Consider the following 13390-nt stretch of genomic DNA (forward strand, 5'->3'; position numbering starts at 1 on the left):
GGAAATCACATCCGTCAAAATTAAAGTTAACTAAAGGTTAATTAGCTACTTTCGCATTCATGGAAAAACCTAGCCCCATTGTTGGACATCGCGTGGACAAATCCACCCTTATCAATTTGGAGAAGGGAAAAATACCACCTCAAGCAGTTGATTTAGAGGAGGTTGTATTGGGTGCGATGATGATTGACAAAAAAGGGGTGGATGAGGTCATCGATATTCTTCATCCAGATGTTTTCTACAAGGATTCCCACAAATATATTTACGAAGCCATCTTTAAATTGTTCGAATCTTCCGAACCGGTGGATTTATTAACCGTTTCGGCCCAATTGAAGAAAGATGGTAAGCTGGAAGCGGTAGGAGGTGATTTTTACCTGATAAAACTGACCCAAAAAGTAGCCTCTTCGGCGCATATTGAGTTTCACGCAAGAATCATACTCCAAAAATACATTCAAAGAAGTCTGATCAAGATTTCTAACGATATCATTGAGGAGGCCTACAGTGATGCTACCGATGTTTTTGACCTTCTGGATAATGCAGAGGCCAAATTGTACGAAGTCACCCAAGGAAACCTTAAACGTTCGGCCGAAACCGCCCAAAATTTGGTGATACAGGCCAAAAAACGAATCGAGGAGATTTCCAACAAGGAGGGGTTGAGTGGAATCCCCTCCGGTTTTGATAAATTGGACAAGTTGACCTCTGGATGGCAGCCCAGTGATTTGATCATTGTGGCAGCACGTCCCGGTATGGGTAAAACGGCCTTGACCCTATCCATGGCGAGGAACATTGCGGTGAATTCAGAAATTCCCGTTGCCTTTTTCTCCTTGGAGATGTCATCCGTGCAGTTGATTACCCGTTTGATTTCTTCCGAAACGGGCTTGTCTTCCGAAAAGTTACGGACCGGTAAGCTGGAAAAGCATGAGTGGGAACAGCTCAATGTAAAAGTAAAGACGCTGGAAAAGGCACCGCTTTTCATTGATGACACACCATCGCTATCCATTTTTGATTTGAGGGCAAAGGCCAGACGATTGGCATCCCAACACGGTATCAAGTTGATTATCATTGACTATTTGCAGTTGATGACCGCTGGTGGAAGCCAAAAAGGAGGGAACCGTGAACAGGAAATCTCCACCATCTCCAGAAACTTAAAAGCATTGGCGAAGGAACTCAATGTTCCCGTGATTGCCCTATCCCAGTTATCAAGGGCCGTGGAGACAAGAGGTGGCAGTAAACGACCCATTCTTTCCGATTTGAGGGAATCTGGTGCTATTGAGCAGGACGCGGATATCGTTTCCTTTATTTACAGGCCGGAATATTATAAAATTGACGAGTGGGACGATGAGGAGCGCACCCCGACCCAAGGTCAAGCTGAGTTTATTGTGGCCAAACACCGTAATGGAGGTTTAGAAAATATTAGGTTAAAATTTGTGGGTGCTCTGGGTAAATTTGATAACTTGGATGACTTTGATTCCCCATTCGAATTCCAATCGAAGATGAATGCGGATGAAGAAAATCCCTTTGCAACGCCAAATTATCCGAGTGCGGATGATGCTTTTGGCAGCGCAATGAACAGTGACGATGACCCAGATGATAATGACGTACCTTTTTAAAATAGCATTCCTTCTTTCACCTCGAGCGAAGTCGAGAGGTCTCCTTTTTATTTTACTCTTACTTTCTTTACAATCTTTTGCCTCGGTCATCCTGGTACCGATGGATGCCGAAGGTCAAAAAAATCATTTAAAAGCTTACGGAATTACCTATTGGGTATTGTCCAAGCAGCAAAAGGTGCAATGGCTGCTCAATTATCGGGGCGGCTCTTTTTTATTGCCTGATGGTGATGCGATTCGAAAGGAATGCCAAATTCGTGGTGTTTCCTTTGAGGTCTTATCCGATGCGCAGGCCGAGCAAATCTTGGATGAAATCAGCAGTCCATCACAGAATCAGGATGCCGTTATCCTTGAAAAAGCACCAAAGATTGCGGTGTATTCCCCAAAGGGGAACCAACCTTGGGACGATGCTGTGACCATGGTACTGACCTATGCGGAGATTCCCTATACCACCATATACGATACCGAAGTTCTGGGCGATAAATTGGCGCTATACGATTGGTTGCACCTGCACCATGAGGACTTTACAGGCCAGTATGGCCGCTTTTACGGACATTATCGAGCGGCTCCATGGTATATTGAGGATAAGGCCAACGCTGAGGCATTGGCGCAGAGCTTAGGTTATTCGAAAGTATCGGAAGAGAAGTTGGCCGTTGCCCTCAAAATCAGGAATTATGTGATTGGGGGCGGGTTTATGTTTGCCATGTGCTCAGCAACCGATAGTTTTGATATCGCCCTTGCTGCCGAGGGAGTGGATATCTGTGAGCCCATGTTTGATGGAGACCCTTCCGATGCGAACTATCAAGCCAAATTGGATTTTAGCAAGACGTTCGCCTTCACCAACTTTACCTTGGAACGGAACCCCATCCGATATGAGTTTTCCTCCATCGATATGACAAACAAACGTGCCAACGTACCCAGAGAATCGGATTATTTTTCTTTGATGGAGTTTTCCGCTAAATGGGACCCTGTACCTACCATGCTAACGCAAAACCATACGAGTTTGGTGAAAGGGTTTATGGGCCAGACCACTGCCTATACCCGAAACGAAGTGAAGCCCACGGTAATGGTCTTGGGCGAGAACAAAATCAACGGAGAGGCCCGATACATTCATGGTATAAAAGGGAAAGGTTTCTTCACCTTTTATGGCGGACATGATCCAGAGGATTACCAGCATAGGGTAGGGGACCCCAAAACGGAATTGGAATTGCATCCAACTTCACCAGGATACCGATTGATTTTGAACAACGTTTTGTTTCCCGCCGCCCGCAAAAAAAAGCAGAAACCTAGCCCAAGTGCTCTTTAAAGAAATCAACCGTCCGTTTCCAAGCTAAATCGGCCGAGGCCTCATCAAAACGTGGTGTGGTATTGTTATGAAAGCCGTGGTTGACATCGGGATAAAAATGGACTTCGTAATCTTTATCGAGTTCCTTTAGTTTTGCTTCGTAATCGGGCCAACCCGCGTTCACCCGCTCATCCAATCCAGCATAATGAATCAATAGTGGGGCCTGTATTTGTGCTACTTCACTATCTTCGGGCTGACTTCCATAAAAAGGAACAGCAGCGGCCAAATCCGGCACTTTCACGGCCATCATATTGGAAATCCATCCGCCGAAACAAAATCCGACCATACCCACTTTGCCATTACAGTCTTCGTGATTTTTGAGATACTCGTAGGCGGCGATAAAATCCTCCAACATTTCGTTGCGATCTCGTTCCCGTTGCATGGCCCTTCCGTCATCATCATTTCCGGGATAACCTCCAAGCGGAGTAAGCGCATCCGGAGCTAATGAAATAAAACCGGCTTTTGCAGCTCTTCGCCCCACATCTTCTATATAGGGGTTGAGTCCGCGATTTTCGTGTACCACAACCACACCGCCCATTTTGCCCGAACTATTTTTTGGTTTGGACAATAATCCTTTGATTTCGCCACCGCCCTTTGGAGAGTTATAGGTGATGAACTTGGAATCCAGTTCCGGGTCATTGGGCGATACGGTCAGTGTATCCTTGTAATTGGGCATTACAAAACTCATCAAAGAGGCCAGGGTAATGCCGCCCACTGCGTAAACAGAGAGCTTTTCCATGAATTCCCTACGGTCAATCTGGTTATGGGCATATTTGTCGTACAGGTCAAAAACTTCCTGTTTGATGTCGTCTTTTTTTAAGGGTGCCATGCTGCTGCTTTTATAGTTTGTTCTTGAAGGTACAAATTTTCTAAAAGCAAATTGCTCGGAGAGAACTATTTAAGGCGGGATGATTTCGTTATATCAATTTCTCCAGAATACGCTCCACTCCAAAATCGTCATTGCTATGGGTGGTATATTTGGCGGTTTTCAAAACATTGGGATGGGCATTGGCCATGGCAAAACTGTAATCGGATAGTTCCAGCATTTCCAAATCGTTGTTGTAATCCCCGAAGACCATAAGTTCGTGTGATGTAATCTGATATTCATCCATCACCTTTTGCAGTGCGTAGCCCTTGTGGGCATTTTTATTGGAAACATCGACCCAGTTGGCACCGGATACCTTTACCTTTAAGTCACCTTCCAGGTGTTTTACGTGGGGATAAATGTGCTTCTCGGAACTCTCGAAGTGGTAGATGGCAATTTTCAGGACTTCTTCGTTCACTGTTTTCTGGTCGGTTACAATTTCAAATTCGGAATAGTACTCGCGGAGCATTTCCAGAAATTCATTGGAGTCACCGCCCACAAAGGCATTGTTTTGGCAACAAAGTACAGGATGCACATTCTGCAGAGGGCGAACGGTATCCAGAATTCGGTGTACTTCGGACAGGTTGATGGGTGTAGTGAGCAAGGTTTGCTCTTGTTTTCTGATGAGGGCCCCGTTTTCGGCAATCACCAAAATTTCGTTCTTGATGGAATCCAATTTATCGACCATGCTGTGGTATTGTCTGCCGCTTGCGGCCACAAAAGCGATATTTTTCTTTTTGAGTTCTTGGTAGATTTCAAAAAAACGTGGGCTTACCTCATGTTTGGAATTCAACAAGGTGCCGTCCATATCGGTAACCACCATTTTTATCTGTGATAGGTCCATACCAACAAATTAAGCTGCAAAGTTATCTGTTATTCGCCGAACTGTGGGGCTGTTTTGGTAAACTTTATATTAAATTGGGGTAGAGAATATGTTAGCATGAATTTTTATCAGAAGGAAATACAATTACCCGCCCATCAAAGGGGCTTTCATTTAATTACGGAACAGGTACTTGATGCAATGCCGGATATCGAGAACATCAATACCGGTTTTTTACAGGTCTTCATCAAGCATACTTCGGCCAGTTTGACCATTAATGAGAATGCCGACCCCACGGTTAGAACGGATTTTGAGAGCCATATCAACCAAATGGTCCCTGAAAACGCGCCTTATTACGTGCACAATTATGAGGGACCGGACGATATGCCTGCCCATATTAAAGCTTCGCTTATGGGATCCTCGGTCCAAGTACCGATTACCAATGGCAGGTTAAACTTGGGGATTTGGCAAGGTATTTATCTTTGTGAACACCGTGACCGTGCTTCGGGAAGGAGGTTGGTATTGACCGCATTCGGCAATTAATCAGCTTGGCGCTTGGTATAATTATTGTGGTTGAATCGACCAAACAGACCTTAAATATGAACATAAAGAGGACCCATTTACTCGCCCTTGCCATACTACTGCCCTGTGGGCTTTTTTCCCAAGAATTTATTCAAGGACGTCTTTTGGATTCTGTATCAAAAGCACCTGTGGTGTTTGCCAATATTCTCTTGGAAGGCTCTTCCAAAGGGGTCATATCCAATGAGGATGGTAGTTTCAGGATTCCGATGGAGTTCAAATCCGAATACGAAGGTCTTCTTATTTCATCTTTGGGGTACGAGTCTGTCTCCGTTGCGATGGATGCATTATCGGAAGACCGTCTCAATACTATTTATCTTACACCAAGGACCATAGCTTTGCAGGAGACCACGGTGGTCGGTTATACCAAAAGGTCTTTGGCCAAACGGATTGTTAGGAAGGCTATTCGGGCCATCCCCCGAAATTTTTCAAAGGACCCTTTTAGCCTTGTGGGATATTATAGGGATTATCAACAAGATGAAGGAACGTACCTCAATTTGAATGAGTCGATTGTTGAGGTTAGAGACGAAGGTTTTCATAAAAGTGACGCCAAAACCACGAAATACCAGATTTATCGCTTGGTGAAGAACATGGATTTTCCGAGGGACAGTATTTCGAGTATGTCCTACGACTACGAAAATCAGAATAAGGTAATTGCCCAAGGATTTCTGCCTTCTTATAATGGGAATGAGCTGGTTATTCTTAGGGTTCACGATGCCGTACGTAATTATGACATCGATTCCTATTCATTTGTGAACAATCTTCGAAGGGATTTTGTTCACAATCATGATTTTCAAATGGGAAGTGATGTGTACTTGGATGGGGAATGGCTGTATAGTGTGCTGTTTGATACCTATAAAGAGAACGTTAGGGCAAAAGGGAGGATCATCATCTCCAAAACGGATTACTCCATTTATGGGCTGGATTATGCGGCCTATGAGTGGAACAAGAAAAAGGAGGGAAGCGAACCATCCAATGAAGATTCCTCCCGGATGATATTCCACATACAATCGGAATATCGGCCGTACCAAGGCAAAATGTTCCTCAATTACCTCTCCTTTAGCAATCGGTTCGTGGTGCGTCTGTCCCCTGCATTCATGCTGAAGAACATAACTATCGATACGAACAATAAGATAACTTGGCTAGAATTTAACAATCCAGTGAACATTTCTTCCACATTGGACAAGGAGCATTATGAAGTATTTTTCAGAAAGAAGAAGTTGGCCTTTGAACTGTTGAAAGGTCATGAAGAGGAAGACAAGGTATTTATAAGACCCATTTTTACTTCGGAAAAGGATGAGACAGCCTATTTTTCAAATGATAGGGAAGCTATTAAGAAGCGTATGGTGTATAAAGTGAAAGGGTTGATGGATGTTTACGGGAATATGTTGGGTCATTCCGAGCAAAAGGAATATCTGCAATACAGGGAATTTTTTACCCAGCGCATACTACAGAGAAATGATGGAGCTGAAAATGGGGTTCCCATGGATAAGGAACGGCCATTGTTTGACCATGTGGTCACGGATGAATCGGTAGAGGCTGTACAGGACTATTGGATGAATACGCCGCTTCAGGAAGCAAACAATCCTCCAGAGTAATTTAAGCCGTTGAAGATGATATAAAATAAAAGATCCCGCACAAGGCGGGATCTTTCAATAAGCGGGGTAAGTTTATATTAACTTTTTACTTAACTTTCTCAACGATGGCCTTGAAGGCATCTGGGTGGTTCATGGCCAAATCGGCAAGAACTTTTCTGTTGAGCTCTATTCCATTGGCTTTTACTTTACCCATAAATTGAGAGTAAGACATTCCGTGCATTCTGGCACCGGCGTTGATACGGGTGATCCATAGGGAACGGAACGTACGTTTTTTGTTTCTTCTATCGCGGTATGCATAAAGCATTGCTTTTTCTACCGCATTTTTGGCTACTGTCCAAACGTTTTTACGTCTTCCAAAGTAACCTTTGGCTTGCTTCATCACTTTTTTTCTTCTAGCTCGTGAAGCAACTGAATTTACTGATCTTGGCATAATGTCATTTTTTTGTAGCAGGCGTCCCTTTTAGAGATCTTTTAAGAGCCCGACTCCATGGTTAATAATTAATGTACCGTTGGAACGATTATTTTAAACGTAATTGTTCCTTGATGTTGTCCTCATCCGCTGGGTGAACCAAGGTCGAATGGGTCAACTTAAGCTTGCGCTTTTTCGATTTTTTCGTCAGAATGTGACTCTTGAAAGCGTGCTTTCTTTTGATTTTACCAGTTCCGGTAAGCTTAAAACGCTTTTTGGCACTGGATTTTGTTTTCATCTTAGGCATTTTCCTAGTATTTAACTCCGCTTATTGTACCGGACTCGGTCCGATTTATTTTTTACTCGTCTTTGGCGCAATGAACATCGTCATCCGTTTGCCCTCCAATTTGGGCATTTGCTCCACTTTTCCAAGTTCTTCCAAATCTTGGGCCAGCCTGAGCAGTAATATTTCGCCTTGGTCCTTGTAAACGATCGAACGTCCTTTAAAGAACACATAGGCTTTTAGTTTGGCACCATCTTTCAAGAATTTTTCTGCATGTCTTTTCTTGAACTCGTAATCATGGTCATCCGTTTGTGGCCCAAACCTTATTTCCTTTACGACCACTTTGCTCGCTTTGGCCTTCATGGCCTTGTCGCGTTTCTTCTGTTCGTAAAGAAACTTTTTATAATCCATTACCTTGCAAACAGGCGGTTCCGCATTTGGTGAAATCTCTACCAAATCCAACTCCTGTTCGTTGGCTATTTCCCTTGCCTTGGAAATGGGGTAAACACCCATCTCAACATTGTCGCCGACAAGCCTAACTTCCCGGGCTTTTATTTTCTCATTGATGTTGTGAGGGTTTTTGTTTTCCCTCCTTGGTTGGGGTCTAAATCTTCTTCTAATTGCTATGACGTAAACTTTTTAATTAAACTTAATTTTTTAGAACGACTTTAAGGTACTATTTATTTCAGTAGTTACCAAGTCCGAAAATGCATCAACGCTTAAACCGCCCAAATCTTCACCTCCGTGTCGCCTGACCGAAATGGTGGCAGACTCCTCTTCTTGTTCCCCAACAATGATCATAAATGGGATTTTCTTGAGCTCTGCCTCGCGGATTTTCTTCCCTACCGTTTCGTTCCTGTTATCAATGAGCGCGCGAATTTCGTGATTTTCTAGCGAATTCAAAACTTTTTGCGCATATTTTTCATGCTTCTCACTGACAGGCAGAACAATAGCCTGTGTCGGAATCAGCCACAACGGGAAGTTTCCTCCCGTATGTTCCAGCAATAGCGCCACAAACCGTTCCATACTTCCAAAGGGGGCACGGTGAATCATTACAGGCCTGTGCAATTCGTTGTCACTTCCTTTGTAGGTAAGGTCAAATCGCTTGGGAAGGTTATAATCCACTTGGATGGTGCCCAATTGCCAACTTCTACCAAGCGCATCCTTGATCATAAAGTCCAGCTTGGGGCCGTAAAATGCGGCTTCACCACTTTCCACCACGTAGTTCAACCCTTTTTCCTCGGCTGCATCAATAATGGCCTGCTCGGCTTTTTCCCAATCTTCCTTGGCTCCAATATATTTTTCAGGATTCTCCAAGTCCCTCACGGAAACCTGTGCGGTGAAATTATCAAATCCAAGGGAATTCAATACATATAAGGTAAGATCGATCACGTTTTTGAACTCGTCGTTCAATTGCTCCGTAGTACAGAAAATATGCGCATCATCTTGGGTGAACCCACGAACCCGCGTTAGGCCATGCAACTCGCCGCTTTGCTCATACCTGTAAACCGTACCAAATTCAGCGTAGCGTTTGGGAAGATCTTTGTAGCTAAAGGGCTGGCTGTTGTATATTTCACAATGATGTGGACAGTTCATCGGCTTCAATAGGAACTCCTCATCTTCTTTTGGAGTGTGTATCGGCTGAAAGCTATCTTCCCCGTACTTGGCATAGTGGCCCGAGGTAACATACAGTTCCTTTTGTCCAATATGGGGAGTGACCACCATTTCGTAACCCGCTTTCTTTTGTGCCTTCTTCAGGAATTGCTCCAATCGCTCACGAAGGGCCGCTCCATTGGGCAACCACAGGGGAAGGCCTTGACCTACCTTTTGCGAAAAGGTGAACAGCTCCAATTCCTTACCCAATTTTCGATGATCCCTTTTCTTGGCCTCTTCCAATAAGTGCAAGTACTCGGTCAATTCTTTTTGCTTTGGGAACGAAATGCCATATACACGGGTCAGCTGGGTGTTGTTTTCATCACCTCTCCAGTAGGCGCCGGCAACGCTTAATAACTTGATGGCTTTAATGATTCCTGTATTGGGAATGTGTCCCCCACGGCATAGATCGGTAAAAGTGCTGTGGTCGCAAAAGGTGATTGTACCGTCGTCGAGATTTTCGATGAGTTCTACCTTATATTCGTTGCCTTGACTCTTATAATAGGAAAGCGCATCCGTCTTGGAAACACTCCTCATTTTATAATCGTGCTTGCCACGGGCAATTTCCAATGCCTTTTTTTCGATTTTTGGAAAGTCCTTTTCGGAAATGGACTGGTCTCCAAAATCAACATCATAATAAAAACCGTTCTCAATGGCCGGCCCTATGGTAAGTTTTATACCAGGATAAAGCTCTTCCAGTGCCTGTGCCACGACGTGCGAAGTGGAGTGCCAAAACGCCTTTTTTCCCTCATCATCGTTCCAGGTATATAAGGTCAAGGTCCCGTCTTCGTTCAAAGGGGTTACTGTTTCAACGGTGGTATCGTTGAATTTGGCCGAAATGACGTTTCGGGCCAATCCTTCACTAATACTTTTGGCAACATCCATGGGTGTAGTTCCCATTTCAACTTCTTTTACAGCACCATCGGGCAGTGTGATTTTTATCATGTTGTGTAAACTTCTATATTATGTAATCCAGAGGACAAAGATAATACCTTGTGTAGATGCTACAATAGTTAGTTGTAATACATGCTGATTTTCTTCACCTTTTAGATAGGATAGGCTTCATTGGTTTGGATGGAAGAAAAGGCAAGGCAAAGGTGTTTTTGTAAGTTTAAAAAAAGTTGTATTTTTATCTGCTTCGCTTTCAGTGAGTTGATGCTTATTGTGGGTAAAAGCCCAAAAAAGCTCTTGTTTGTTGTCGAAATGGTGTTACATTTGCAGCCCGAAAACAACAAAGGGTTTGTTTTTTTTGGATAAGTTCAGAGTCAGATTGATGTATTGTTTTGACGAATCGACAGGATTGAAAAAAAACACAAAAAAAGCATTGTGTAATCCAAAAAAGCGTTTTACATTTGCAGCCCGAAAAATACCGAGGTATTTTGAGGTAAGTTTTTGTGAAGACATCGTTTTTGAGGCAAATAAAATGTTTTTGATTTTTTTCAAAAAAAGCTTGCCGGTTTAGAAAACAGTTGTAAATTTGCAGCCGCTTTGCCAACGAGGTAAAGGGCAAAAATTGATGAGACGATTGATGTAATGTAGTTTGACTCAGTTTTTAAGAGAATGAAGAAGTTCATATACATATTGTAACGACAGCGTAGAATTAAGAAAGAACCATTTTGATGCGGGGACTCGGGATTTCCGGGTGTCGGACAGACATTCAAGGAAATACAATGAAGAGTTTGATCCTGGCTCAGGATGAACGCTAGCGGCAGGCCTAACACATGCAAGTCGAGGGGCATCGGGGAAAAGCTTGCTTTTCCGCCGGCGACCGGCGCACGGGTGCGGAACGCGTATGGAACCTGCCCCTGTCAGGGGAATAGCCCAGGGAAACTTGGATTAATGCCCCATGGTACCGTTATATCGCATGATATTACGGTTAAAGATTTATCGGACAGGGATGGCCATGCGTACCATTAGTTAGTTGGTGAGGTAACGGCTCACCAAGGCAGCGATGGTTAGGGGCCCTGAGAGGGGGATCCCCCACACTGGTACTGAGACACGGACCAGACTCCTACGGGAGGCAGCAGTGAGGAATATTGGACAATGGGCGGGAGCCTGATCCAGCCATGCCGCGTGCAGGATGACGGCCCTATGGGTTGTAAACTGCTTTTATACGGGAAGAAACGCGCCCACGTGTGGGCGTTTGACGGTACCGTAAGAATAAGGACCGGCTAACTCCGTGCCAGCAGCCGCGGTAATACGGAGGGTCCGAGCGTTATCCGGAATCATTGGGTTTAAAGGGTCCGTAGGCGGGCCTGTAAGTCAGGGGTGAAAGTTTGTGGCTCAACCATAAAATTGCCTTTGATACTGCAGGTCTTGAGTCATGGTGGGGTTGCCGGAACATGTGGTGTAGCGGTGAAATGCATAGATATCACATAGAACACCGATCGCGAAGGCAGGTGACCAACCATGTACTGACGCTGATGGACGAAAGCGTGGGTAGCGAACGGGATTAGATACCCCGGTAGTCCACGCCGTAAACGATGGATACTAGCTGTGGGGACTTCGGTCTCCGTGGCCAAGCGAAAGTGATAAGTATCCCACCTGGGGAGTACGTTCGCAAGAATGAAACTCAAAGGAATTGACGGGGGCCCGCACAAGCGGTGGAGCATGTGGTTTAATTCGATGATACGCGAGGAACCTTACCAGGGCTTAAATGCAGGCTGCATGGGGTAGAGATACCCCTTTCTTCGGACCGCCTGCAAGGTGCTGCATGGTTGTCGTCAGCTCGTGCCGTGAGGTGTCAGGTTAAGTCCTATAACGAGCGCAACCCCTACCGTTAGTTGCCAGCATGTCAAGATGGGGACTCTAACGGGACTGCCGGTGCAAACCGTGAGGAAGGTGGGGACGACGTCAAATCATCACGGCCCTTACGTCCTGGGCTACACACGTGCTACAATGGCCGGTACAGAGGGAAGCCACCCCGCAAGGGGGCGCGGATCTACAAAACCGGTCACAGTTCGGATCGGGGTCTGCAACTCGACCCCGTGAAGCTGGAATCGCTAGTAATCGGATATCAGCCATGATCCGGTGAATACGTTCCCGGGCCTTGTACACACCGCCCGTCAAGCCATGGAAGCCGGGAGTGCCTGAAGTCCGTCACCGCAAGGAGCGGCCTAGGGCAAAATCGGTAACTAGGGCTAAGTCGTAACAAGGTAGCCGTACCGGAAGGTGCGGCTGGAACACCTCCTTTCTAGAGAAAGAGACGTCCGGAAAGACCTTGTCCCGCACGAGATGGATTTTATCCCTGCGCTGTCGTTTATGATATGTTACAAATACTGGCAATAGGCCAAGACAGTCTCATAGCTCAGCTGGTTAGAGCGCTACACTGATAATGTAGAGGTCGGCAGTTCGAGTCTGCCTGAGACTACAAGTCGAAAGAAGGACGGGAAGCCTGCGCTGAGCACGGCCGAAGCAAGTCTGCCTGAGACTGCTAAAGAAGTTCATTGAGTATTGAATAAGGAAATTTTAGAAGTTGAGTGATTATCACGTAATGGTGAGCACGTTATCAAAACCGTTAACTGTTAACTGATAACTGCCGACTGAAACGGGGGATTAGCTCAGCTGGCTAGAGCGCCTGCCTTGCACGCAGGAGGTCATCGGTTCGACTCCGATATTCTCCACGAGTCCCTTTTGGGACATAGGTTCATTGACATATTGGGACGGAGCGCGGCGGTATTTTACCGTTGGCGTGAAGTCAAAAAGAAGAAACACGAAGTAGAATAGAACAATTAAGGATTACGAGAGGGCGTCCCATATTTATATGGGATGCGACAAGCAAAAGAAGGGCGTATGGGGGATGCCTAGGCTCTCAGAGGCGACGAAGGACGTGATAAGCTGCGAAAAACCGCGGGGAGCTGCACATGAGCATTGATCCGCGGGTATCCGAATGGGGCAACCCGGCTGGTTGAAGGCCAGTCATGCCGTAAGGCAGGCGAACCCGCCGAACTGAAACATCTAAGTAGGCGGAGGAAGAGAAAACAAGAGTGATTCCGAGAGTAGTGGCGAGCGAAATCGGATCGGCCCAAACCGTTGTTGTTCCGGCAATGACGGGGTTGTAGGACCACAATGTTCTTTGCGCGACGAACCGGAAGCAGTTGGAAAGCTGCACGATATGGGTGACAGTCCCGTACGGGCAAGGAGCGTTAAAGATAGTGGTATCCTGAGTAGCGCGGGGCACGTGAAACCCTGTGTGAATCCGGCGGGACCATCCGCCAAGGCTAAATACTCCTGG

General features: G+C 45.5%; 10 protein-coding genes, 2 tRNA genes and 2 rRNA genes (1 of these 14 running past the window's edge). 8 read left to right on the plus strand and 6 right to left on the minus strand.

All coding sequences use genetic code 11. From position 1 onward, the window contains the following. Positions 1–59 precede the first annotated feature (59 nt). Both dnaB and ABNE31_RS07710 read left to right on the plus strand, forming a co-directional pair. Positions 60–1607 carry a replicative DNA helicase gene (dnaB, locus tag ABNE31_RS07705; RefSeq protein WP_179384988.1) on the plus strand — a complete coding sequence of 516 codons (1548 nt, stop codon included), beginning with the start codon at positions 60–62 and terminating at the stop codon, positions 1605–1607. After that, positions 1585–2910 (plus strand): asparagine synthetase B, encoded by a 1326-nt coding sequence (locus ABNE31_RS07710; protein WP_349353034.1) that lies wholly within the window; start codon positions 1585–1587, stop codon positions 2908–2910. The genes dnaB and ABNE31_RS07710 overlap by 23 nt, the downstream gene beginning before the upstream one ends. Here ABNE31_RS07710 and ABNE31_RS07715 read toward each other — a convergent pair. Both ABNE31_RS07715 and ABNE31_RS07720 read right to left on the minus strand, forming a co-directional pair. Further along, complete coding sequence (locus ABNE31_RS07715; protein ID WP_349352933.1) at positions 2891–3778, minus strand: dienelactone hydrolase family protein; 888 nt, start codon at positions 3776–3778, stop codon at positions 2891–2893. The genes ABNE31_RS07710 and ABNE31_RS07715 overlap by 20 nt on opposite strands. Before the next feature lie 88 nt (positions 3779–3866). After that, positions 3867–4658: an HAD family hydrolase gene (locus ABNE31_RS07720; RefSeq protein ID WP_349352934.1), complete on the minus strand. Its 792-nt coding sequence runs from the start codon at positions 4656–4658 to the stop codon at positions 3867–3869. Between the two features lie 96 nt (positions 4659–4754). Between ABNE31_RS07720 and ABNE31_RS07725 the strand changes: the two genes are divergently transcribed. Together ABNE31_RS07725 and ABNE31_RS07730 are read left to right on the plus strand one after the other, a co-directional pair. Next, complete coding sequence (locus ABNE31_RS07725) at positions 4755–5177, plus strand: secondary thiamine-phosphate synthase enzyme YjbQ (RefSeq protein WP_349352935.1); 423 nt, start codon at positions 4755–4757, stop codon at positions 5175–5177. A gap of 56 nt (positions 5178–5233) precedes the next feature. Beyond that, positions 5234–6811 carry a carboxypeptidase-like regulatory domain-containing protein gene (locus tag ABNE31_RS07730; RefSeq protein WP_349352936.1) on the plus strand — a complete coding sequence of 526 codons (1578 nt, stop codon included), beginning with the start codon at positions 5234–5236 and terminating at the stop codon, positions 6809–6811. An 85-nt stretch (positions 6812–6896) separates the two neighbouring features. Here the strand turns inward: ABNE31_RS07730 and rplT are convergent, their stop codons facing one another. The 4 genes from rplT to thrS form a co-directional block, all read right to left on the minus strand. Further along, positions 6897–7241 (minus strand): 50S ribosomal protein L20, encoded by a 345-nt coding sequence (gene rplT, locus ABNE31_RS07735; protein WP_014033571.1) that lies wholly within the window; start codon positions 7239–7241, stop codon positions 6897–6899. Positions 7242–7329: 88 nt separating this feature from the next. Further along, on the minus strand, positions 7330–7527 hold the full coding sequence (gene rpmI, locus ABNE31_RS07740; protein ID WP_015754448.1) for a 50S ribosomal protein L35: 198 nt from the start codon (positions 7525–7527) through the stop codon (positions 7330–7332). A gap of 45 nt (positions 7528–7572) precedes the next feature. Next, positions 7573–8124 carry a translation initiation factor IF-3 gene (gene infC / locus ABNE31_RS07745; RefSeq protein WP_293285622.1) on the minus strand — a complete coding sequence of 184 codons (552 nt, stop codon included), beginning with the start codon at positions 8122–8124 and terminating at the stop codon, positions 7573–7575. A gap of 36 nt (positions 8125–8160) precedes the next feature. Next, positions 8161–10101 (minus strand): threonine--tRNA ligase, encoded by a 1941-nt coding sequence (thrS, locus tag ABNE31_RS07750; RefSeq protein ID WP_349352937.1) that lies wholly within the window; start codon positions 10099–10101, stop codon positions 8161–8163. Positions 10102–10823: 722 nt separating this feature from the next. On the opposite strand from thrS, the gene ABNE31_RS07755 reads away from it, so the two are divergent. The 4 genes from ABNE31_RS07755 to ABNE31_RS07770 form a co-directional block, all read left to right on the plus strand. Continuing rightward, positions 10824–12349 (plus strand): 16S ribosomal RNA (locus ABNE31_RS07755). 103 nt (positions 12350–12452) lie between these two features. Beyond that, positions 12453–12526: transfer RNA gene (locus ABNE31_RS07760), tRNA-Ile, on the plus strand. Positions 12527–12705: 179 nt separating this feature from the next. Further along, positions 12706–12779: transfer RNA gene (locus ABNE31_RS07765), tRNA-Ala, on the plus strand. Between the two features lie 147 nt (positions 12780–12926). Further along, positions 12927–13390, plus strand: a 23S ribosomal RNA gene (locus ABNE31_RS07770); it runs 2357 nt beyond the window's last position. The 16S and 23S rRNA genes sit together here with 2 tRNA genes alongside, the layout of an rRNA operon.

It is taken from the genome of Flagellimonas sp. MMG031, assembly GCF_040112705.1.
In the GTDB taxonomy this organism is placed as follows: domain Bacteria; phylum Bacteroidota; class Bacteroidia; order Flavobacteriales; family Flavobacteriaceae; genus Flagellimonas.

What these genes read in the sequence shown, in the direction of transcription:
- ABNE31_RS07730 (WP_349352936.1), top strand. Translation starts at nt 5,234, where the DNA reads ATGAACATAAAGAGGACCCATTTACTCGCCCTTGCCATACTACTGCCC.
- ABNE31_RS07720 (WP_349352934.1), bottom strand. Translation starts at nt 4,658, where the DNA reads ATGGACCTATCACAGATAAAAATGGTGGTTACCGATATGGACGGCACC.
- ABNE31_RS07715 (WP_349352933.1), bottom strand. Translation starts at nt 3,778, where the DNA reads ATGGCACCCTTAAAAAAAGACGACATCAAACAGGAAGTTTTTGACCTG.
- ABNE31_RS07710 (WP_349353034.1), top strand. Translation starts at nt 1,585, where the DNA reads ATGATAATGACGTACCTTTTTAAAATAGCATTCCTTCTTTCACCTCGA.
- thrS (WP_349352937.1), bottom strand. Translation starts at nt 10,101, where the DNA reads ATGATAAAAATCACACTGCCCGATGGTGCTGTAAAAGAAGTTGAAATG.
- rplT (WP_014033571.1), bottom strand. Translation starts at nt 7,241, where the DNA reads ATGCCAAGATCAGTAAATTCAGTTGCTTCACGAGCTAGAAGAAAAAAA.
- rpmI (WP_015754448.1), bottom strand. Translation starts at nt 7,527, where the DNA reads ATGCCTAAGATGAAAACAAAATCCAGTGCCAAAAAGCGTTTTAAGCTT.
- dnaB (WP_179384988.1), top strand. Translation starts at nt 60, where the DNA reads ATGGAAAAACCTAGCCCCATTGTTGGACATCGCGTGGACAAATCCACC.
- ABNE31_RS07725 (WP_349352935.1), top strand. Translation starts at nt 4,755, where the DNA reads ATGAATTTTTATCAGAAGGAAATACAATTACCCGCCCATCAAAGGGGC.